This window comes from Candidatus Brevundimonas phytovorans, from assembly GCA_029203145.1.
In the GTDB taxonomy this organism is placed as follows: Bacteria; Pseudomonadota; Alphaproteobacteria; order Caulobacterales; family Caulobacteraceae; genus Brevundimonas; species Brevundimonas phytovorans.
In genome coordinates, this window is the sequence record CP119309.1 from 2,463,666 (window position 1) to 2,483,078 (window position 19,413).

Annotated in this window: 22 protein-coding genes; 16 read left to right on the top strand and 6 right to left on the bottom strand. The window is 68.1% G+C overall.

The genetic code is table 11. The features are described from left to right. Nucleotides 1-132: 132 nt before the first annotated feature. Both P0Y52_12085 and P0Y52_12090 read left to right on the top strand, forming a co-directional pair. Nucleotides 133-1,311, top strand: coding sequence for an acyl-CoA dehydrogenase family protein (locus P0Y52_12085; protein ID WEK57275.1), 1,179 nt, complete (start codon nucleotides 133-135; stop codon nucleotides 1,309-1,311). A 31-nt stretch (nucleotides 1,312-1,342) separates the two neighbouring features. Beyond that, nucleotides 1,343-2,230 (top strand): bestrophin family protein, encoded by an 888-nt coding sequence (locus P0Y52_12090; protein WEK57276.1) that lies wholly within the window; start codon nucleotides 1,343-1,345, stop codon nucleotides 2,228-2,230. A 12-nt stretch (nucleotides 2,231-2,242) separates the two neighbouring features. On the opposite strand, the gene P0Y52_12095 is transcribed toward P0Y52_12090, so the two are convergent. Further along, entirely contained in the window at nucleotides 2,243-2,446 is a 204-nt protein-coding gene (locus P0Y52_12095; GenBank protein ID WEK57277.1) for a hypothetical protein, read from the bottom strand. Nucleotides 2,447-2,736: 290 nt separating this feature from the next. Between P0Y52_12095 and P0Y52_12100 the strand changes: the two genes are divergently transcribed. The 3 genes from P0Y52_12100 (at nucleotide 2,737) to P0Y52_12110 (ending at nucleotide 6,567) form a co-directional block, all read left to right on the top strand. Continuing rightward, the gene (locus P0Y52_12100; protein ID WEK57278.1) at nucleotides 2,737-3,456 is read left to right on the top strand and encodes a 16S rRNA (uracil(1498)-N(3))-methyltransferase; all 720 of its coding nucleotides are present in this window, start codon (nucleotides 2,737-2,739) and stop codon (nucleotides 3,454-3,456) included. Nucleotides 3,457-3,526: 70 nt separating this feature from the next. Continuing rightward, the gene (locus P0Y52_12105) at nucleotides 3,527-4,888 is read left to right on the top strand and encodes a glutamate--cysteine ligase (protein WEK57279.1); all 1,362 of its coding nucleotides are present in this window, start codon (nucleotides 3,527-3,529) and stop codon (nucleotides 4,886-4,888) included. 92 nt (nucleotides 4,889-4,980) lie between these two features. After that, entirely contained in the window at nucleotides 4,981-6,567 is a 1,587-nt protein-coding gene (locus P0Y52_12110; GenBank protein WEK57280.1) for an ATP-binding protein, read from the top strand. Nucleotides 6,568-6,573: 6 nt separating this feature from the next. On the opposite strand, the gene P0Y52_12115 is transcribed toward P0Y52_12110, so the two are convergent. After that, nucleotides 6,574-7,365, bottom strand: a complete 792-nt coding sequence (locus P0Y52_12115; protein ID WEK57281.1) for a TSUP family transporter — start codon at nucleotides 7,363-7,365, stop codon at nucleotides 6,574-6,576. A gap of 264 nt (nucleotides 7,366-7,629) precedes the next feature. Here P0Y52_12115 and P0Y52_12120 point away from each other — a divergent pair, with 264 nt between their 5' ends. The 5 genes from P0Y52_12120 to P0Y52_12140 all read left to right on the top strand — a co-directional run bounded on the left by P0Y52_12120 (nucleotide 7,630) and on the right by P0Y52_12140 (nucleotide 11,934). Next, on the top strand, nucleotides 7,630-8,172 hold the full coding sequence (locus P0Y52_12120) for a hypothetical protein (protein WEK57282.1): 543 nt from the start codon (nucleotides 7,630-7,632) through the stop codon (nucleotides 8,170-8,172). A 156-nt stretch (nucleotides 8,173-8,328) separates the two neighbouring features. Next, entirely contained in the window at nucleotides 8,329-9,078 is a 750-nt protein-coding gene (locus P0Y52_12125; protein ID WEK57283.1) for a DUF72 domain-containing protein, read from the top strand. A gap of 78 nt (nucleotides 9,079-9,156) precedes the next feature. Beyond that, nucleotides 9,157-10,227, top strand: coding sequence for an NAD(P)-dependent alcohol dehydrogenase (locus P0Y52_12130; protein ID WEK57284.1), 1,071 nt, complete (start codon nucleotides 9,157-9,159; stop codon nucleotides 10,225-10,227). Nucleotides 10,228-10,320: 93 nt separating this feature from the next. Further along, on the top strand, nucleotides 10,321-11,046 hold the full coding sequence (gene phbB / locus P0Y52_12135; GenBank protein WEK57285.1) for an acetoacetyl-CoA reductase: 726 nt from the start codon (nucleotides 10,321-10,323) through the stop codon (nucleotides 11,044-11,046). Nucleotides 11,047-11,094: 48 nt separating this feature from the next. After that, on the top strand, nucleotides 11,095-11,934 hold the full coding sequence (locus P0Y52_12140) for a DUF4908 domain-containing protein (protein WEK57286.1): 840 nt from the start codon (nucleotides 11,095-11,097) through the stop codon (nucleotides 11,932-11,934). 77 nt (nucleotides 11,935-12,011) lie between these two features. On the opposite strand, the gene P0Y52_12145 is transcribed toward P0Y52_12140, so the two are convergent. After that, nucleotides 12,012-12,485 (bottom strand): hypothetical protein, encoded by a 474-nt coding sequence (locus P0Y52_12145; protein ID WEK57287.1) that lies wholly within the window; start codon nucleotides 12,483-12,485, stop codon nucleotides 12,012-12,014. 124 nt (nucleotides 12,486-12,609) lie between these two features. On the opposite strand from P0Y52_12145, the gene P0Y52_12150 reads away from it, so the two are divergent. Continuing rightward, nucleotides 12,610-12,918 (top strand): YdeI/OmpD-associated family protein, encoded by a 309-nt coding sequence (locus tag P0Y52_12150; GenBank protein ID WEK57288.1) that lies wholly within the window; start codon nucleotides 12,610-12,612, stop codon nucleotides 12,916-12,918. On the opposite strand, the gene gloB is transcribed toward P0Y52_12150, so the two are convergent. Then, on the bottom strand, nucleotides 12,915-13,643 hold the full coding sequence (gene gloB, locus P0Y52_12155) for a hydroxyacylglutathione hydrolase (protein ID WEK57289.1): 729 nt from the start codon (nucleotides 13,641-13,643) through the stop codon (nucleotides 12,915-12,917). The two genes, P0Y52_12150 and gloB, sit on opposite strands and share 4 nt — an antisense overlap. Nucleotides 13,644-13,794: 151 nt before the next feature. Here gloB and P0Y52_12160 point away from each other — a divergent pair, with 151 nt between their 5' ends. The 5 genes from P0Y52_12160 (at nucleotide 13,795) to P0Y52_12180 (ending at nucleotide 18,436) form a co-directional block, all read left to right on the top strand. Continuing rightward, nucleotides 13,795-14,565, top strand: coding sequence for a methyltransferase domain-containing protein (locus P0Y52_12160; GenBank protein WEK57290.1), 771 nt, complete (start codon nucleotides 13,795-13,797; stop codon nucleotides 14,563-14,565). Nucleotides 14,566-14,574: 9 nt separating this feature from the next. Beyond that, the gene (locus tag P0Y52_12165) at nucleotides 14,575-15,072 is read left to right on the top strand and encodes a histidine phosphatase family protein (GenBank protein ID WEK57291.1); all 498 of its coding nucleotides are present in this window, start codon (nucleotides 14,575-14,577) and stop codon (nucleotides 15,070-15,072) included. Next, nucleotides 15,069-15,422 carry a DUF952 domain-containing protein gene (locus P0Y52_12170; protein ID WEK57292.1) on the top strand — a complete coding sequence of 118 codons (354 nt, stop codon included), beginning with the start codon at nucleotides 15,069-15,071 and terminating at the stop codon, nucleotides 15,420-15,422. Before P0Y52_12165 ends, P0Y52_12170 begins: the two co-directional genes overlap by 4 nt. Further along, nucleotides 15,419-16,456, top strand: coding sequence for a quinone-dependent dihydroorotate dehydrogenase (locus P0Y52_12175; protein WEK57293.1), 1,038 nt, complete (start codon nucleotides 15,419-15,421; stop codon nucleotides 16,454-16,456). Before P0Y52_12170 ends, P0Y52_12175 begins: the two co-directional genes overlap by 4 nt. 66 nt (nucleotides 16,457-16,522) lie before the next feature. After that, nucleotides 16,523-18,436 (top strand): response regulator, encoded by a 1,914-nt coding sequence (locus P0Y52_12180; protein WEK57294.1) that lies wholly within the window; start codon nucleotides 16,523-16,525, stop codon nucleotides 18,434-18,436. Here the strand turns inward: P0Y52_12180 and P0Y52_12185 are convergent. Further along, the gene (locus P0Y52_12185; protein WEK57295.1) at nucleotides 18,433-18,843 is read right to left on the bottom strand and encodes a very short patch repair endonuclease; all 411 of its coding nucleotides are present in this window, start codon (nucleotides 18,841-18,843) and stop codon (nucleotides 18,433-18,435) included. The genes P0Y52_12180 and P0Y52_12185 overlap by 4 nt on opposite strands. 23 nt (nucleotides 18,844-18,866) lie before the next feature. Further along, a complete protein-coding gene (locus tag P0Y52_12190; GenBank protein ID WEK57296.1) occupies nucleotides 18,867-19,355 on the bottom strand; it encodes a peroxiredoxin in 489 nt (162 codons plus the stop codon). Nucleotides 19,356-19,413: the final 58 nt, after the last annotated feature.

The following is a 19,413-nucleotide window of genomic DNA, read 5'->3' on the forward strand; positions in this document are numbered from 1 at the left end:
CGCGCAGCGCCGTGACGGAGGGGGCGACGCCGACGTTCAAGATCGGCGCGCTCCAACACTTTGCGGCGGAGTCGCCCCCTCCACCGCTTCGCGGTCCCCCTCCCCATCAGGGATGGGGAGGAGAGGAAAACCATGAACGTGCTCAACACACCCGAACCCGACTTCATGCAGGACGAGGAGATCACCCTCTTCTCCGACAGCGTCGGCAAATGGATCGACGAGCACGCGCCGCCCGAGAAGTTCCAGCAGTGGATCGCCAACTCCTCGGTGCCGCGCCAATTGTGGAATGACGCGGGGGACGCAGGGCTCTTGGGCCTCAGCCTGCCGGAAGAAGACGGCGGCTTCGGCGGCGACTATCGCCATGAGGTGGTGCTGATGCGCCAGCTGGGCTGGAAGGGGGCGGACCACTTCGGCATCTCGCTGCACAACGCCATCGTCATGCCCTACATCTGGCACTACGGCACGGCCGAGCAGAAGGCGCGCTGGCTGCCGCGTCTGGCGTCTGGCGAACTGGTCGGCGCCATCGCCATGACCGAGCCGGGCGCCGGTTCGGACCTGCAAGGCGTCAAGACCACCGCCGTCAAGCAAGGCGACCACTATGTCCTGAACGGCTCCAAGACCTTCATCACCAACGGCCAGTTGGCCAACTTCATCATCGTCGTCGCCAAGACCGATCCGGCCGAGGGCGCCAAGGGCACGTCCCTGATCGTGGTCGAGACCGACGGCGCCAATGGTCAAGCGATTGGGGGCTTCGAGCGCGGCCGCAACCTGCACAAGATCGGCATGGAGGCCAACGACACCTCCGAGCTCTTCTTCAACGACGTCAAGGTTCCGCTGGAGAACGCCATCGGCGGGGCTGAGGGCCTGGGCTTCGTCCAGCTGATGCAGCAACTGCCGCAGGAGCGCCTGAACATCGCCGTTCAGGGCGTGGCCGCCGCCGAGCGCGGGCTGGAAGCGACGCTGGACTACGTCAAGCAGCGCAAGGCCTTCGGCAAGCGGGTCATCGACTTCCAGAACACCCAGTTCAAGCTGGCCGAGGTCAAAACGAAACTGACCGTCGCCAAGGTCTTTGTCGATCACTGCATCGGCCTGCACCTCAAGGGCCAGCTGGACGCCGCCACCGCCTCCATGGCCAAATACTGGGTCACCGACATCCAGGGCGAGACCATCGACGAGATGCTGCAGCTGTTCGGCGGCTACGGCTACATGAACGAGTACCCGATCGCCCAGCTCTACAAGGACGCCCGCGTCCAGCGCATCTACGGCGGCACCAACGAGATCATGAAGCTGCTGATCGCGCGCACGCTGTAAAACAGACCACCGGGGCGGTATGGGGTGGCGCATGATCGTCCGCTCCCGCCCCGGCCCGCTGGAAATTCTGTTCGCCATCAACGGGTCCATCCTGCCGCGCGTGGTCGGGCGGCTGGCCCTGACCGTGGTCATCACCGTGGCGGCGGTTCTACTGCACCGGGCGCGGCCCGACCTGCCGGTGCATCTGGCGGCGGCGCCCTTCGCCCTGATCGGGCTGGCGCTGTCGATCTTCATGAGCTTCCGCAACAACGCCTGCTATGACCGCTGGTGGGAGGCGCGAAAGCTGTGGGGCGAGTTGATCATCGCCGTCCGCTCCTTCGTCCGCCAGACGACCCTGCTGCCGGCTGAGCGCCGCACGCCCATGCTGGATGGCGTCGGCGGCTTCGTCTTCGGCCTGGCCGCCCGCCTGCGGGGCCGCGACGAGGCTGGCGAGATCGCCCGCTGGACCTCGGTCGAGCCCGCGCCCCACGCCACCGACGCCGCCCTGACTTCGGTGGGCCGCCAGTGCGCCGAACTGCTGCGCGACGGCCTGATCGACCCGATCCGCTATTCGGTGCTGGAGTTGCGGCTGACCGAGATGAGCCATGTTCTGGCCGGGTGCGAGCGAATCAAGACCACGCCCCTGCCCTTCGCCTATGCGCTTCTGCTGCACCGCACGGCCCATGCCTTCTGCCTGATGCTGCCCTTCGCCCTGGCCCCCGCGCTGGGGTGGTGGACGATGGCGGTGTCCCTGCTGGTCGCCTACACCTTCTTCGGGCTCGACGCTCTGGGCGACGAACTGGAAGATCCCTTCGGCGACGATCCCAACGACCTGCCGCTGGACGCCATGAGTCGGATGCTGGAACGCGAACTGCGCCACGCCCAGGGCTGGACCGACCTGCCCCCCGTCTGGCCCGCCCAGCGCGACCGGCTGACATAGAAGATAGCTGCGTTATATTTCCCGCTCATCCCCGCGAGGGCGCCACGGGCGTTTTCGCCAGACCCAGCGGGCCGCAATGACCAGCGTGGTGATCCATACCCCCAGCACCGGCAGGCCCAGGTAGGGCGCAAGCGGGACAAAGAAGGCCACCAGCCAGAACCACCCCCAGGTCAGGTACCAGCTCCAGGTCAGAACCGGCTCGATAAATCCGGGCACGCTAGCGTCGCATCGAATGAAGACGATGAGGGCATCCCCGAAATAGCACCCTGCTGGCCAAGGCCCTCCTCGGGGGTAGGGCAGAGCAAGTTGCGCATAGGTCCCGATGGAAACAATCACAGCCACGGCGACCGCCGCAAAGGGCCCCGCTCGACGCTCAAACGCTCGCAGCAATTCGCGCACTCCATATCGATACCATCGATATGTGGATAGGATCGCATCAGACAGCAAGACGGATTGGCGCATCAGTCCGGGATGACGGCGGCCCGCGCGCCCGCTAAATCCCTGACATGATCCGTTTGCACGTTCAGGGCGACCTCGCCCCCGGCCTCGCCGTCGCTCCGACCCTCGACCAGTCGCGCTACCTGACCCAGGTGATGCGGCTGAAGGCGGGCGACGACCTGCTGGCCTTCAACGGCCGTCACGGCGAATGGCGCGTCAGCGTGGCCGAGGTGCTGAAGAAGGGCGTCGTCCTGCGCGCCGAGGAACAGGTGCGCGAACAGACCCACGGCCCCGATCTGGAACTGATCGTCGCCGTGGTGAAGAAGGCGCGGATCGAAACCATCGTCGAGAAGGCCACCGAACTGGGCGCCGCGCGCGTGCGACTGGCCCTGACCCACCGGACCAACGCCGACCGCCTGCGCCTCGATCGTCTGGACGCCATCGCCGAGGAGGCCGCCGAGCAGACCGGGCGGCTGGACGTGCCCCTGGTCGATGATCCGGTCAAGCTGGACGCCCTGCTGGACGGCTGGGACGCCTCGCGCCGCCTGATGTTCTGCGACGAGACCGGCGGGGCGCCCGCCGTCTCGGCCCTGACGGCGGCGGGCGGGGGCAAGTGGGCCATCCTGATCGGCCCCGAGGGCGGCTTTTCGCCGGAGGAAGGCGAGCGGCTGCGCAGCCTGCCCTTCACCACCGCCGTCTCTCTGGGCCCGCGCATCCTGCGCGCCGACACCGCCGCCATCGCCGCCATGACCCTGTGGCAGGCCGCCATCGGCGACTGGGAGCGATAGAAGTTTCTCGCCTCCCCTCTTGAGCGGGGCCGTATCCTCGCCCATCTAGCCGCGACAGCAGGGGTTACAGATGACCGACACGGCGCCGCTTTCCAGAGACGACCTGATCCACGCCATGTCGAAGGGCGAGAAGCCCAAGGACCAGTGGCGCATCGGCGCCGAGCACGAGAAGTTCGGCTTCGACAAGTCCACCCTGCGCCGCCCCGCCTATGAGGGCGAGAACGGCATCCTGGCCATGCTGACCGGGCTGCAACGCTTCGGCTGGTCGCCGGTGGAGGAAGCCGGCCACGTCATCGCCCTGGAGCGCAAGAACGCCGAGGGCTTCACCGCCTCGATCAGCCTGGAGCCGGGCGGTCAGTTCGAGCTGTCGGGCGCGCCGCTGCAGACCATCCACGACATCTGTTCGGAGACCGGCCAGCACCTGATGGAGGTCAAGCAGGTCGCCGACCAGTTGAACCTCGGCTTCCTCGGCGCCGGTTTCGACCCCCTGTGGCGGCGCGAGGACGTGCCGGTCATGCCCAAGGGCCGTTACGGCATCATGCGCGCCTACATGCCCAAGAAGGGCTCGCTGGGCCTCGACATGATGCTGCGCACCTGCACCATCCAGGCCAATCTCGACTTCGATTCAGAAGCCGACATGATCATGAAGTTCCGCACCTCGCTGGCGCTTCAGCCCATCGCCACGGCCCTGTTCGCCTGTTCGCCCTTCACCGAGGGCAAGCCCAACGGCTTCCTGTCGGCCCGCGCCAATGTCTGGACCGACACCGATCCCGACCGCACCGGCATGCTGGACTTCGTCTTCGCCGACGGCTTCGGCTACGAGCGCTACGCCGACTATGCGCTGGACACCCCCATGTATTTCGCCAAGCGCGGCGAGACCTATGTCGACCTGTCGGGCCAGTCGTTCCGCAAATTCATGACCGAGGGTCTGGACGCCCTGCCCGGCGAGCGCGCCACGGCCAAGGACTGGGCCGACCACCTGACCACCCTCTTCCCCGAAGTGCGCCTGAAACAGTATCTGGAGATGCGCGGCGCCGACGGCGGTCCGTGGAGCCGCATCTGCGCCCTGCCCGCCCTGTGGGCCGGCATCCTGTACGACGCGCCGTCGCTGGCCGCCGCCTGGGACCTGTGCAAGGACTGGGACATCGCCGACCACGAGCGCCTGCGCCGCGACGTCACCCGCCTGGGCCTCAAGGCCGAGGTGGCGGGCCGCAGCGTGCGCGACATCGCCGTCGATCTGGTCGAGATCGCCAAGCACGGCCTGAAGAACCGCGCCCGCTTCTCGGGCGGCATGGTCGACGAGCGCGGCTATCTGTCGGAGCTGGAAGACATCGCCGACAGCGGCGTGACCCCGGCCGACCGCCTGCTGGAGCTGTATCACGGCGAGTGGCAGGGCGACGTCAGCCGCATCTATCGCGACTTCGCCTACTGAACCGGTCCGGCGGCGGCCCGCTGTCACACAGCGGCAAGGCTGCCTTAACCGGCGCAGTTTAAGCGTGGCGATCTGTAGCCCAAGGATCACCCATGCCCCTGCCGCCGGCCGCCGCCCTATCCCTGACGGGAAAGCCGCAGCTGGCGCGCGACGCTGCGGCCGATCTGGCCACCTTCTTCGACGTATCGCTGGACCTGCTGGTCATTCGCGATCTGGAAGGGATCATCGTCCGGGCCAGCGCCTCCTGGGCGTCCATCCTGGGCTATGAGCCCGAGGACCTGATCGGTCTGGCCATCCTGACCCTGGTTCACCCCGACGACCTGCCCGCAACACGCGACAGCGTGGCCGAGGTCGAGATGCGCGGTCCCGACGCCCCGGTCCGGGGTCATGTGAACCGCTATCGTCACCGTGACGGCCACTACGTCACCCTGGAATGGCGGGCCCAGAAGTTCGGCGACCGCATCTACGCCGTCGCCCGCGACGTCACCGCCAAGATCGCCGCGCAACAGGCCCTGATCGACGCCAAGGCCGCCGCCGAGGCCGCCAACCGCGCCAAGTCCGACTTCCTGGCCAATATGAGCCACGAGATCCGAACGCCCCTGAACGGGGTCATCGGCATCGTCGACGCCCTGTCGCGCACGCCCCTGTCGCCGGAGCAGGCCGAGATGGTGGGGCTGATCGCCACCTCCGGCGTGACGCTGGAGCGGCTGGTCTCGGACATGCTGGACGTGTCGCGCATCGAGGCCGGCAAGCTGACGCTGGAGCTGCGCCCCTTCGATCTGGACGAGGCCCTGGCCGCCACCCTGGACACCCTGAGGATGAAGGCCGAGGACAAGGGCCTGAGCTTCCAGGTCCATCGCCCGCCCCATGTGCGCGGCGTCTTCATCGGCGACAGCGTCCGCATCAGCCAGATCCTGGGCAACCTCCTGTCCAACGCCGTCAAGTTCACCGCCGAGGGCTCGGTCAGCGTCCGCTTCAGCTTGAGCGAGGACGACGGCGCCCCGACGCTGCTGTCGTTCGTGATCGAGGACACCGGCGTCGGCTTTGACGCCGACCATGCCGCCCAGCTGTTCCAGCGCTTCAGCCAGGCCGACACCAGCATCACGCGCCGTTTTGGCGGCACCGGCCTGGGCCTGTCGATCTGCCGCTCCCTGACCGAGATGATGGGCGGGCGCATCGAGGGCGCCTCCACGCCCGGCCTCGGCAGCCGGTTCAGCGTCGTCCTGCCCCTGCCCCGCGCCGAAAGCCTTCAGGCCTATGACGCGCGAGAGCCCGCCGCGGCGGGACCCGGCCTGTCGCGCCGCCTGCGCGTGCTGCTGGCCGAGGATCACCCCGTCAACCAGCGCGTGGTGCAACTGATCCTGGCCGACCATGTGGCCGAACTGGTCATCGTCGATGACGGGGCCCAGGCCGTCGCCGCCTGTGAAACCCAGGCCTTCGACGTGGTGCTGATGGACATGCAGATGCCCGGCATGGACGGTCTGACGGCCACGCGGGCCATTCGTGCGCTGGAGGCCGCGCGCGCGACGCCCCCGCGCACGCCGATCCTGATGCTGAGCGCCAACGCCATGGCCGAGCACCGCGACGCCGCCCGCGAGGCCGGCGCCGATCTGCATCTGGCCAAGCCCGTCACCGCCCGCGACCTGCTGACCGCCCTGGCGATGCTGACGCCCAACTAGGCCGATCTAGCTGAACCAGCCCGCCGCCATGACCCGCAGGGGATTGGCCGGGTCAGACAGCAGCCGCGCCGTGATGCCCAGCGAAATGACCACCAGCAGGGGTCGGATCAGGCGCGGCCCGAAGCGCATGGCGGCGTGCGAGCCCAGCCGCCCGCCGACGAACTGACCCACGGCCATGATGCCCGCCAGCGTCCAGACCACGTGACCGCCCGCCGCCAGCACCACGATGCCGACGACATTGCTCATCAGGTTCAGCGCCTTGGTATGGGCCGTGGCCCGCGTCAGCCCCATGCCCAGCAGCATGACCAGGCTGAGGGCGAAGAAGGAGCCCGTGCCGGGGCCGAAGAAGCCGTCGTAAAAACCGATCCCGCCCGCGACAAAGGCATAGGCCAGCGGCGTCAGGCGCGCGTGGGCGTCCTCGTCCGAGGCCTTGGGTCCGAGCAGGAAATACAGCGCAATGCCGATCAGCAGGACCGGCAGCAGGATCATCAGCCAGCGCGAATCCACCAGGGTCACGGCCACGGCGCCCAGCCCCGCCCCCACGCCGACCAGGGCCAGAGGCCAGCGAATCAGGCGGAAATCCACACGCCCCTTGCGCCAGAAGTTCCACAGGGCGCTGGCCGTGCCGACGCTGCCCTGCACCTTGTTGGTGGCGATGGCGGCGACCGGGTTCAATCCCACCGACAACAGAGCCGGCAGAGAGATCAGACCCCCGCCGCCCGCGATGGCGTCGATGAATCCGGCGATGACCGACGCCAGGCCCAGAAGGGCGATGATTTCAGGCGTCAGTTCCGGCACGCGCACAACACTCCCACGACGGCGGCGCTATAGACCCGGCTGCGGCGTTGCGCCACTGCGCCGCCAGCCTTCGGCTGCCTCGGCGGTGAAGGACGATCAACGACGGCTAATCGGCGCGCGAGACAACGACGGTTTTCGACCCGCCCGCCATCCGCGCTGGCATCACATTGTCCACGCTGCGGAAAGGAGGCTATCTTCGCAAGTGTAGGCGACTCGAACAGTTTAAAGGGGAAGCTGCTAGCGGCCCCCACTGACAGGACCAACATGCTTGCGACTGCCCTAGCGATCCTCGCGCTTCATACCCAGGCCCAGACCGAGTCTGTCGTCGTCAGTCCGAAGTTCAGAGACGGCATCCACTTCGCCTGTGAGGCAAGCTTCGATGTCTACGTGGTGGACACGGCGTACTTCCGCGGTCAGCCGGTTGCGGTGTCAGGGAGCTTCACCTTTTACAACTGGCCGGATCAGAGCCGAGTTTTCATCGGGATGAAGCTTGGCGTCCTGGCCGTGGAGAATGGCGGCTGGCGGCCGCCGGCAAACGCTTACGTGGTCAACGGCTACCGTACAAATTTGTCGGAGCAACGGGCGAATTTTGAGGCCGACGACCCGAACTTCCGGCTCTTCGTCTACGACTTCACCGGCGACGAGACGCTGAACGCCATGACCCGGTTGTCTACTGAAGGCCAGCTTGACGTCGCTTACACGATGGAAGGCGGGTCAATGCCGACCACCTTCCCCGTCATGCTGACGGACGAACAGGCCCGTCAATGGGCCGAGTGCACCAGCGCACTCGCGGGCCGCGACGGGTAGCCGTTGAGGAAGGCGGTTGAAGGCCACGTCCCGCCCGCTCGTAGATCGCGCGGTTGTAAGGTCCGCTACCCCCCCTGAGCCGACATTCGACGGGTCCGCTTTCCGTGGCGGGACAGCGCGATTTCTGCGATCAAGAGGGACGCAGGAGGCTCAGCCATGACAGGTTCCATCCATATCGGCGTCGGCGGCTGGACCTTTGAGCCGTGGCGGGGGGTCTTCTATCCCGAGGGCCTGACGCAGAAGCGCGAGCTGGAGTTCGCCAGCCGGGCGCTGACCTCGATCGAGATCAACGGCACCTATTACTCGACCTTCAAGCCCGACAGCTGGATGAAGTGGCGCGACGAGACGCCCGACGACTTCGTCTTTGCGATCAAGGCCAGCCGGTTCTGCACCAACCGCAAGGTCCTGTCGGAGGGCGGCGAGAGCTTCGACCGCTTCCTGTCGCAAGGACTGACCCTGCTGGGCGACAAGCTGGGGCCCATCAACTGGCAGTTCATGGGCACCAAGAAGTTCGACGCCGAGGACTTCGAGGGCTTCCTGAAACTGCTGCCCAGGGAAAAGGACGGCGTGCGGCTGCGTCACGCGCTTGAGGTCCGCAACCCGACCTTCGCCTGTCAGGAATTCTATGACCTGGCGCGCCAATACGGCGCGGCCATCGTCTATGCCGTCGACGACGAGTCCCCGACCTGGCCCCAGATCGACGAGGCCACCGCCGACTTCTCCTACGCCCGCCTGATGTCCAGCCGCGAGGATGAACCGACGGGCATGACCTCAGACGAACTGGACGCCGTGGCCAAGCAGGCGCGCGACTGGGCCAAGCGCGGCGACGTCTTCGCCTACTTCATTTCCGGGGCCAAGGTGCGGAACCCCGCAGCGGCTCAGGCGCTGATCGCGAAACTGAAATAGCGGCCGGGTCGTCTTGCGGCGACGCGGGGCGCGTCCCATTTGCGGCGCGCCTTACCGCCCAGCTTCAAGGACCGTCCCATGCCGATCGCCACGCGCGCCTTCGCCGCCACCGCCGCCGACCAGCCCCTGACGCCCTACAGCTTTGATCGCCGCGATCCGGGACCGGACGATGTGGCCATCGAGATCAAGTACTGCGGCGTCTGCCATTCCGACCTGCACGTCGTCCACAACGACCTGGGCGGCACCCGCTATCCCATCGTGCCGGGCCACGAGATCGCCGGGATCGTCACCGCCGTCGGCGCCAATGTCGCCCGCTTCAAGGTCGGCGACCGCGTCGGCGTCGGCTGCATGGTCGACAGTTGCCGCACCTGCGCCTCCTGTCAGGCGGGCGAGGAGCAATACTGCGTCCCCGGCATGACCCAGACCTATGGCTCGCGCGATCCCAAGGGCGAGGCGGTCGGCCAGACCATAACCCAAGGCGGCTATTCCGACCGGATCACGGTCGATCAGAACTATGTCCTGTCCATTCCCGACAGCCTGCCGCTGGACGCCGCCGCGCCCCTGCTGTGCGCCGGCGTCACCACCTACAGCCCGCTGCGTCACTGGAAGGTGGGTCCGGGGTCCAAGGTGGCGGTCGTGGGTCTGGGCGGACTGGGTCACATGGCCGTGAAGCTGGCCGTGGCCATGGGGGCGGAAGTCACCGTCCTGTCGACCTCGGACCGCAAGCGCGCCGACGCCGAACGCATGGGCGCCCGGCACTTCCTGATCAACTCCGACGAGGCCGCCATGTCGGCGGCGGCCGAGCAGTTCGACCTGATCATCAACACGGTTTCCGCCACGCATGAGATCGCCAACCACCTGAACCTGCTGGCGCGCGACGGGACCATGGTCATGCTGGGCCTGACCACCGAGGGTCTGCCGGTCTTCGCCATGCCCCTGCTGTGGCGTCGTCGCAGCGTGGCCGGCAGCCTGATCGGCGGCATCCGTGAGACCCAGGAGATGCTGGATTTCTGCGCCGCCCACGGCATCGTCTGCGACATCGAGACCATCGCCCCGCATCAGATCAACGAGGCCTATGCGCGAATGGAGAAATCCGACGTCCGTTATCGCTTCGTCATCGACATGGCCCAGATTGACCAAGCCGCGTAACGGCGTCTTCTCCCACGCCCCTTGCCAAGCTAAGGCTGGTTGCCGAGGGTAGGACGACGTTGATGCGGCGTCGTCCAAAATGGGGAGCGGATCATGGCGCGAGTGGCTCTGGTGACGGGGGGAACCCGGGGTATCGGCAAGGCGATTGTCCAGCGGTTGAGGGAAGACGGCATGGCCGTCGCCGCCGGCTATTCCGGCAATGACGAAGCGGCGGCGGCGACCGCGCGCGAGCTGGGCGTCATGGTCATCAAGGGCAATGTCGGATCGTTCGAGGACTGCGAACGGGCGGTGCGGGAAGTCGAGGCCGAACTGGGCCCCATCGACACCCTGGTGAACAACGCCGGCATCACCCGCGACGGCTTCTTCCACAAGATGAGCCACGACCAGTGGTCCGACGTCATTCGCGTCAACATGGACAGCGTCTTCAACATGACGCGCCAGGTGATCAACGGCATGCGCGACCGGGGCTTTGGCCGCATCGTCAACATCTCCTCGATCAACGGCCAGAAGGGCCAGATCGGTCAGGCCAACTATTCCGCCGCCAAGGCCGGGATGATCGGCTTCACCAAGGCCCTGGCCCTGGAGAACGCGCGCAAGGGCGTCACCGTCAACTGCATCGCCCCCGGCTATATCGACACCGAGATGGTCGGGGCCATGGATCAGAAGGTTCTGGACAGCATCGTGGCCCAGATTCCGGTCGGACGGCTCGGAAAAGGCGAGGAGATCGCCGACATGGTGTCCTGGCTTTCAGGCGAGCGTGCTGGATATGTCACAGGCTGCACCCTGTCGCTGAACGGCGGCCAGTACCTGGTTGGCTAAATCCGCTTTGCCTAAAATCCGCCGTTCGGGCGTTCCACCACTGCTTTCATGATGGCCACGGTCGAGGTTGCAGCGGAGAATCCGCCACGCTTCGCCGTCCCGGCGCACCCCGCCCGGACGGTCGCGGGCCTGCGCCTGGACCTCGCCGCCCTGATGACCCTGACCGCCTGCCTGACGGCGGGTCTGGCGGCCACCCCGGCGGCGGCCCAGTTGCGCTCCAACGCCCAGGCCGAGCAGAGCCGTTCGATCCGCGATCAGTCGGTGACGCGCACCCTGCCGCCTCCGGCCCGCTATGTCTCCGAGGCCGGCCAGGGCTTTGTGCTGGACCGCGCCGGGTCCCTGACCCTGCTGCGGTTCGACCGCTCGACCGAGACCTGGGCCCTGCGTCCCTCCTCGGCGCCGCGCGGCGACACCATCTATCGCAACGACGCCGGCGAACAGGTGCTGCGCGTCACCCCCAGCGGCGGCATCACCCTCTATACGACGCGCAACCCGGGCGGCTCGCCCGTCTCCCCCGCCGGCCCCGCGGTCAGCCTGGAGCCGACCAGCCTCGGCCCCGTGCAGATGTTCAACCTGATGACCCGCCGCAGCGGTCTGGTCAGCGAGGCCATGGGCCGGCTGGTGCGCATCAACGTCTCGGGCGACCAGTCCGAGGCCCTGTGCATCGAGGCCCTGATCGTCACCACCGACGCTGTGGTCCGCATCGCCCGCTCGCCCAGCGCCCGGCCCTTCCTGGACCGGCTGCGCAGCATCACCGTGGTCGAGGGCAGCCGCGCCTCGGTCAGCTATTCCCAGGGCGACCTGCGCGTCGTGGTCGACCCCCAGCGCGGCATCGCCGGCCGACCCTCGTCCGCCCGTGTCATCCGCGCGGTGATCCCGCAGGACTGACTCCGCGCTTGAGAGCGGACCCCATGAAAGTCTGTTTTCGACCCATGGGGGAATCTACAATCTTCCGCTTGTCGGCGTTAGCCGTCGGCGGCGCGCCTTTTCGCGAGATCAAGACGCTTCAGTTGTGCTGGCGATAGTCGCTCTCTGTGGGGCGAAAGCATTTGGACATATTCAGCGTAGCGGCCTTCCTCCCAAAGACCGACGGCGATGGAGAGGACCTGCTGCAGATAAAAGGTCGCCCATCCTTCCAGACGCTCCCGCTCCATCTGCGATAGCCATTCTTGAGAAACATGAGATGAAAGGCTCGCGAGCGCGGCGCCTGATGCGTGCTCTGGCCCGAACCACTTCGGGAACCACCCATTACTCGCGGCGGTCTCGACGGTCAGCGTGCGGTCCTTGCCATCCCATACGATCCGCTGTTGCGGTAGATCCATTCGGCCCACCACGATCATCCAGTTTCCGAAATGGTCGACGTCGTAGCGACTCGTTTTCACGTCGAAGCCAGCCTCGGTGACGAGCTTTTCGTAACGGCGGAAATCGTCTTCAGTCATGCAACCAAGCTACATATGGCAAAGCCGGCTTTCCCCCCATTGCCGAACTGCACCCCACAGCCGGTGATGGACATTCGGCCGCTTCGCGAACAAGCTCCAGCCACCGTCTGCATCTGGAGGCTTCATGGCCAGCGATTTTCCGCATGGCGTGGTCCATGAAGCGGACGCCGAACTTCAAGCGGCCTTGCGGGCGGACCCCGAGGTTTTTGCCCTGTGGAAGGCGCTGACGCCGCTGGGCCGCAACGAGTTCATCTGCTGGGTCGAGGACGCCAAGCAGCCCAAGACGCGCCAGCGCCGCATCGAACGCACGACTGAGGAACTGCGGGAAGGCCAGAAGCGCCCCTGCTGCTGGGCCGGCTGCATCCACCGCACCGACAAGGCGCCTAGCCGCTGGCAGCAGGCCGTCCTGATCGACCGCAAGGCGAAGAACTAGCCCCTGAACCCGTTCTTGGCCGCGCGGCGGGCGGCGAAGTCGGCGGCGTCGGCGGCGCGCAGGAAGGGGTTGAAGCGGCGCTCGGCCGCGACCGTGGTCGGCACGGTCGGCTGCCCCCGCTCACGGGCGGCGAAGATAGCCTCGGCGTGGGCCTTCATCTCGGGCCGGTCGTCCAGGCTGAGGGCGAAGCGGGCGTTCGAGGCCGTATATTCGTGGGCGCAGTAGAGGGTGGTCGTCTCGGGCCAGGCGGCGATGCGGCCGAGACTGTCCCACATCTGTTCGGGCGAGCCCTCGAACAGGCGTCCGCAGCCCAGGGCGAAGATGACGTCGCCGACGAAGGCCAGATCGTCCTCGACCGACCGATAGATTACATGGCCCAGGGTGTGGCCGGGCAAGAGCACCACGTCGAAGGCTGTCTCGCCCAACCGCACCACATCACCATCGACCACGACGCGATCGAGCGGCGCCGCGCGGCGGACTTCTTCCGGGCCGATGATCTCGCAGCCGGTCTCGGCCTTCAGGCGTTCATTGCCGCCGGTATGGTCGGGGTGCCAGTGGGTGTTGAGGATCAGGTCCAACCGGCCCCAGCCCGACGCCTCGATCTCGGCCAGAACGGCCTCGGCGTCCGGCGTGTCGACGGTGGCGACCATCCCGGTCGCCTCGTCGCGGATCAGGAAGCCGTAGTTGTCGGACAGGCAGGCGAACTGGCGCACGGTCAGGGTCATGGAGGCATCCTAGCAGCCAAGGCCATCTGGGGACTATAGTGGCGCGAGAGAACCAAGCTCGACCCCGCTGCCCAAAGCCCGACCGGGCGTCGGCGACCCTTCGCCCCCCCACGGAGCGATGAGCGCAGCGAATAGAGCGTGAGTGAGAGAAATGCGCCGCAGCATCGACGATCTTCGCACCTTCTACGGCGAGCCGACCGGCGCGCTGGTGCGGCGCATGCTGGCGCGACGGCTGGAAGACGCCTGGGGCGAGGCCAACGGCTGCGACGTCCTGGGGCTGGGCTACGCCACGCCCTGGCTGGACGGCTTTGTCGGCGCCCGCCGCGTCATCGCCGCCATGCCGGGCGGACAGGGCGCCGAGCCGTGGACGGCGGGGGGCCGCAATCGCACCCTGCTCGTCGATGAGCAACGCCTGCCCTTCGCCGCCGGAACCTTCGACCGCATCCTGCTGGTTCACGCCCTGGAGGAGGCCGATGATCCCCGCGCCCTGCTGACCGAGGCGGTGCGGGCCCTGGCCCCCGCCGGGCGCATCATCCTGGCCACGGCGGCGCGCGGCGGCATGTGGGCGCGGGCCGAAACCACCCCCTTCGGCCACGGCCGCCCCTTTACCCGCGGCCAACTGGAGCGGCTGGTGCGCGAGGTGGGCCTGGAGCCCGCCGCCTGGTCGCAAGCCCTCTATGTCCCGCCGTGGCGGCCCTTGCTGCCCATGGCTGACGGGATCGAGCAGATGGGCCGCTGGATGCTGCCGGGGGCGGCGGGCCTGATCATGCTGGAGGCTACGCGGCAATCCTATGCGCGGGTACGCCCGCAGGGTCTGGCCCAGACGGTGCTGGCGGGACGCCCGGCGCTGACACCCTCGCCCGCCTCGCGCGACCATGGGCCGCCCGCTCATGCACTGGTCGGCGAGCGCAAACGGCCTTAAGGCGAGCCCATGCAGCGACTGATCATCATGCGTCACGCCCAGGCCGAGAAAAGCGCCACCGGCGGCGACATCGACCGCCCCCTGTCCAAACACGGCCGCGCCGACGCCCTGGCCATGGGCCGGGCCCTGGCCGAACGCGGCCTGCGTCCCGACACGGCCCTGGTGTCCAGCGCCCGGCGCACGCATCAGACCTGGGACGCGGTCAGCGAGGCCATGGGCGACGTCGAGGTGCATCTGTCGCCCGCCCTCTACAACGCCTCGTCCGACACCCTGCGCCGTGCGGTCGAGGCCGCCGAGGATACGGCGGGCTGTCTGCTGCTGGTGGCGCACAATCCCGGCGTGCACCAGCTGGCGGTCGAATATCTGATCGAGAGCGCCGCCTCGCCCGGCGTCATGGACAAGATGAGCGGCGGTTTTCCCACCGGGGCGGCGGCCATCTTCACTGTCGATGTCGCCGGACGCCCCTCCTACGAAGGCTGGCTGACGCCGCACGATCTCGCCAAATGACCGACCTGCCGACCACCGCCTTCAAGATCCTGAGCCGCGCCGACTGGCGGGCGACCCTGGCCGAGGGCGCCTATGACGGCTCGCCGGTCGACCACGCCGACGGCTATATCCACCTGTCCGCCGCCGATCAGCTGGCCGTGACCGCCGCCAAACACTATGCGGGCCAGAGCGACCTGATGCTGGTCGAGGTCGATCTGACAGCGCTGGGCGAGGCCCTGGTCTGGGAGCCGTCGCGCGGCGGCGCCCTCTTCCCCCATATCTACGGCCCCCTGCCGGTCGCGGCGACGCGAAGCGTGCGCGCCCTGACGGTCAGCGCCGACGGCGAGATGATCCTGAGCGAAAACCCATGAGCCTGACCGACCTCGGCGCCGTCATCCTGCGCCAGATGGACCCCGAGACGGCGCACCGTCTGGCCATTCGCGCCCTGCAGGTCACGCCCCTGCCGGCGGCCCGCGCCGATGATCCCATCCTGAAGACCCGCATCGCCGGGCTGGAAATGTCCAACCCGGTCGGTCTGGCCGCAGGGCTCGACAAGAACGGCGAGGCGCTGCACGGGCTTTCACGCCTGGGCTTCGGCGCCGTGGAATGCGGCTCGGTCACGCCTCGCGCTCAACCAGGCAACCCCAAGCCCCGCCTGTTCCGCCTGTCCGAAGACCGCGCCGTCATCAACCGCATGGGCTTCAACAATGAGGGGCTGGAGCCCTTCGCCGCGCGGCTGTCCCACCGTCCGAAGCGCACCCCCATCGGCGCCAACCTGGGGGCCAACAAGGACACCGAGGACAAGGCGGCCGACTATGTCGCAGGCCTGAAACGACTGGCGGGTCTGGCCGACTACTTCACCATCAACATCTCCTCGCCCAACACGCCCGGTCTGCGCGCGCTGCAGGGGCGCGAGGCGCTGGACGACCTGCTGGGGCGGATCAACGAGGCCCGTCCCGCCGACGGCGCGCCGGTGTTTCTGAAGATCGCGCCCGACCTGATCGGCGAAGAGATCGGCATGATCGTCGAGGCCTCGCTGGCGCACGGCATCGACGCCCTGATCGTGTCCAACACCACGCTGGAGCGCCCCGCCACGCTGAAATCCGGCTTTGCGGGCGAGGCCGGCGGCCTGTCGGGCGCGCCGCTCAAGCCCTTCGCCCAGAAGGCCCTGGAAGCCGCCGCTGAGGCCGCCGCCGGGCGTCTGCCGCTGATCGCGGTGGGCGGGATCGAAAGCGGGGCTGACGCCTGGGCGCGCATCCGCGCGGGCGCCACGGCGGTGCAGATCTATTCGGCCCTCATCTATGACGGCCCCGGCCTGATCGGCGCCGTCAAGCGCGATCTGGCCGCCCGTCTGCGCGCCGAAGGCTTCGCCCATCTTTCCGACGCGGTCGGCGCCGGTCGTTGACGGAGCATTAGGGCAAGCCGCTGCATCATTGACCCGATAGGCGAAATCGCCTGCTCGGAAAGTCGCATGACGCAACCCGCCGCCGACGCCGCCTCGACCATCTGGGCGCCCGCCATTCGTCAACGCCGCAAGGCGATGCTGCAACGCATCGTCATGGGGGTGGCGACCGCCCTTGTGTTCAGCCCCATGCTGGGCTGGCGCTTCAGCGCGACCTGGCTGGTGATCTACACCTTGATCCAGTTTCTGGAGGCGGAGGTCTTCGCCCCCGTCGTCGCGGGCAGGGTGACGGAGCCGACGGGTTGGCGCGGCCTTTACGGCGATCTGGTGTTGATGCTGAACGCCGGCTTCTTCGGCGTCATGGCCGTGCCGCTGTGGACCGTGGGCGGGGCCATGGGCGGCGTCGCCGCCTCGGTCCTTCTGTCCGCGGGCATGATCAACTCAGTCATCATGTCGGCCGGGTCGATGCGAATCTTCGCCTGCACCGTCCTGCCCCAGTTGTCGATCTTCGCCCTGACCCCGCTGTTCATGGCCCAGATGGGCGCCGCGCCGCACATCGTCACCGCCACAGCGATCGCCATCCTGTCTTACACCGTCTTCTGCCTGAACACGCGCAAGCACCTGTCCCGCGCCAATCGCGCCGAGACCGCCGCCCGTATCGAGGCGGACCGCAAGCGCGCCGAGGCCGAAACCGTCATGGCCAGCCGGGGCGCCTTCCTGGCCGCCGTCGCCCATGACCTGCGCACCCCGATCAGCGCTATCCTGACCGGCGCCGACGATCTGGATCGCGGCGACAAGTCCGGGTCCGCCCGTCAGCAGGTGGCCCTGATCACCGACGCCGGCCTGATGATGAAGGCCCTGCTCGACGACCTGCTGGACCACGCGCGGCTGGACGCTGGACGGATGAGCGTGGACAGCCGCGACTTCGACCTGCGCCTGCTGCTGTCGCAGACGGCGCGCCTATGGGCCGGCCCCGTCCGCGCCAAGGGTCTGCGCCTGCGCATGGAGGGGGCCCGCACCCTGCCGCAGATGGTGCGCGGCGACGCCATGCGCCTGCGCCAGGTGCTGAACAACCTGATCTCCAACGCCATGAAGTTCACCGACGCGGGCGCCATCACCCTGCGTCTGAACGCCTGGCCCGACGAACACGGCGCCCATGTCCTGCTCATCGACATCGAGGACACCGGCGCCGGGATGACGCAGGCCCAGTTGGGTCGGCTGTTCAACGCCTTCGATCAGACCGCCGAGGGCGTGGCCGCCCGCTTCGGCGGCTCGGGTCTGGGCCTGAGCATCAGCCGGGACCTGATCGAGCTGATGGGTGGCCGCCTGACCGTGCGAAGCACCCCCGGCCAGGGCTCGATCTTCACCCTGTCCCTGATCCTGCCGCGCGGCGCCGCACTGGACGCCACGCCCTCGGCCCTGGCGCCCGAGGCGCGCACCACCATCGTCCGCCCGCTGAGCCGGCCCGTTGCAACGGCCCCGGCCGCCGCGACTGCGCCCGCCCCCGCGCCCGCCAAGGCGCCGCCAGCGGAGACGGCGACGGTCGTCGAGCCGGCGCCGTCCGAGGAGACCCTCGCCGAGGCCCCCTTGCGCGTCCTGGTCGTCGACGACCACGCCATCAACCGCCGCGCCATCCAGTTGATCCTTCAGTCCATGGACTGCGAGATCGCCATGGCCGAGGACGGCCTGGCCGCGCTGGAGGCCTGCGCGCGGACTCCGTTCGACGTCGTCTTCATGGATGTGCGTATGCCCGAACTGGACGGACGCGAGACCACGCGGCGGCTGCGCGCCGGCGGCGGGCTGAACGCCGCCGTTCCGGTCATCGCCGTCACTGCCGACACAGCGCCTGAGGACATCGCCGCCTGCACCGCCGCCGGGATGAACTACTTCGTCTCCAAGCCGCTGACGCCCGGCGCCCTGCTGGGCGCCCTGTCCCAGGTGCTGAACGCCGCGGCCAACGCCGCCGAAAGCGCGGCCGCCTAGTCTTCTCGCACCTCGGTCGCCAGGGCCTCAGCGAAGCCTGGCTGGCGCAACTGGCATTCCCAGACCGTCAGCACCCGCCATCCCCCGGCGGTCAGCTCCGCCGCGGCCCGCGCGTCACGCGCCCGGTTGCGGTCGATCTTGGCGATCCAGTAGGCGGCGTTGGCCTGGGGCTGTCGCGCCCCGCGCGGGCAGTCGTGGCCGTGCCAGAAACAGCCGTGGACAAAGAGGGCGACCTTGCGCCCCTTCATCACCACGTCGGGCCGTCCAGGCAGGCCGCAGCCGCCCAGACGGTAGCCGATCCCGGCGGCGCGCAGCATCCGCCGGACCTTCCATTCGGGCGCGGTGTCGCGCCCCTTCACCCGGCGCATGACCGCGCTGCGTTTCTCCGGGGTGAAGACGTCCGTCATGGATCAGACCATGACGGTCAGCATCAGAGCTGGGCCAGCAGGTGCTCGGCCGAGGACACCTTGAACTCGCCGCCCTGTTCGATGTTCAGTTGATCGACCACGCCGTCCTTGACCAGCATCGAGTAGCGCTGCGAGCGCTCGCCCATGCCGAAACCCTTGGCGTCCAGCGCCAGGCCGACCGCGCGGGTGAAGTCGCCGTTGCCGTCAGCCAGCATGACCACGTCGTCGGCGCCGTTCAGGTCGTTGGCCTTGGCCCAGGCGCCCATGACGAAGGCGTCGTTGACCGAGAGGCAGGCGACAGTGTCCACGCCCTTGGCGGCCAGGTCGGCGCGATTATCGACATAGCCCGGCAGGTGACGCGCCGAGCAGGTCGGGGTGAAGGCGCCGGGGACGGCGAACAGGGCCACGGTCTTGCCCGCAAACAGCTCGCTGGTCGTGACCGGCTTGGGGCCGTCGGCGGTCATGGTGGTCAGGGTCGCGTCGGGAATGCGGTCGCCGATCTGGATGGTCATGGGTGTCTCCGAGGGCTGAAAGGCCCGGGGAATCCGGGCAGCGTTCGAATGTCAGATA

Excerpts from the sequence above, each read along its gene's own strand:
- phbB (WEK57285.1), top strand. The coding sequence starts at position 10,321 with ATGGCGCGAGTGGCTCTGGTGACGGGGGGAACCCGGGGTATCGGCAAG.
- P0Y52_12140 (WEK57286.1), top strand. The coding sequence starts at position 11,095 with ATGATGGCCACGGTCGAGGTTGCAGCGGAGAATCCGCCACGCTTCGCC.
- P0Y52_12100 (WEK57278.1), top strand. The coding sequence starts at position 2,737 with ATGATCCGTTTGCACGTTCAGGGCGACCTCGCCCCCGGCCTCGCCGTC.
- P0Y52_12185 (WEK57295.1), bottom strand. The coding sequence starts at position 18,843 with ATGACGGACGTCTTCACCCCGGAGAAACGCAGCGCGGTCATGCGCCGG.
- P0Y52_12110 (WEK57280.1), top strand. The coding sequence starts at position 4,981 with ATGCCCCTGCCGCCGGCCGCCGCCCTATCCCTGACGGGAAAGCCGCAG.
- P0Y52_12160 (WEK57290.1), top strand. The coding sequence starts at position 13,795 with ATGCGCCGCAGCATCGACGATCTTCGCACCTTCTACGGCGAGCCGACC.
- P0Y52_12130 (WEK57284.1), top strand. The coding sequence starts at position 9,157 with ATGCCGATCGCCACGCGCGCCTTCGCCGCCACCGCCGCCGACCAGCCC.
- P0Y52_12120 (WEK57282.1), top strand. The coding sequence starts at position 7,630 with ATGCTTGCGACTGCCCTAGCGATCCTCGCGCTTCATACCCAGGCCCAG.
- P0Y52_12190 (WEK57296.1), bottom strand. The coding sequence starts at position 19,355 with ATGACCATCCAGATCGGCGACCGCATTCCCGACGCGACCCTGACCACC.
- P0Y52_12145 (WEK57287.1), bottom strand. The coding sequence starts at position 12,485 with ATGACTGAAGACGATTTCCGCCGTTACGAAAAGCTCGTCACCGAGGCT.
- P0Y52_12170 (WEK57292.1), top strand. The coding sequence starts at position 15,069 with ATGACCGACCTGCCGACCACCGCCTTCAAGATCCTGAGCCGCGCCGAC.
- P0Y52_12175 (WEK57293.1), top strand. The coding sequence starts at position 15,419 with ATGAGCCTGACCGACCTCGGCGCCGTCATCCTGCGCCAGATGGACCCC.
- gloB (WEK57289.1), bottom strand. The coding sequence starts at position 13,643 with ATGACCCTGACCGTGCGCCAGTTCGCCTGCCTGTCCGACAACTACGGC.
- P0Y52_12085 (WEK57275.1), top strand. The coding sequence starts at position 133 with ATGAACGTGCTCAACACACCCGAACCCGACTTCATGCAGGACGAGGAG.
- P0Y52_12090 (WEK57276.1), top strand. The coding sequence starts at position 1,343 with ATGATCGTCCGCTCCCGCCCCGGCCCGCTGGAAATTCTGTTCGCCATC.
- P0Y52_12165 (WEK57291.1), top strand. The coding sequence starts at position 14,575 with ATGCAGCGACTGATCATCATGCGTCACGCCCAGGCCGAGAAAAGCGCC.
- P0Y52_12150 (WEK57288.1), top strand. The coding sequence starts at position 12,610 with ATGGCCAGCGATTTTCCGCATGGCGTGGTCCATGAAGCGGACGCCGAA.
- P0Y52_12105 (WEK57279.1), top strand. The coding sequence starts at position 3,527 with ATGACCGACACGGCGCCGCTTTCCAGAGACGACCTGATCCACGCCATG.
- P0Y52_12125 (WEK57283.1), top strand. The coding sequence starts at position 8,329 with ATGACAGGTTCCATCCATATCGGCGTCGGCGGCTGGACCTTTGAGCCG.
- P0Y52_12180 (WEK57294.1), top strand. The coding sequence starts at position 16,523 with ATGACGCAACCCGCCGCCGACGCCGCCTCGACCATCTGGGCGCCCGCC.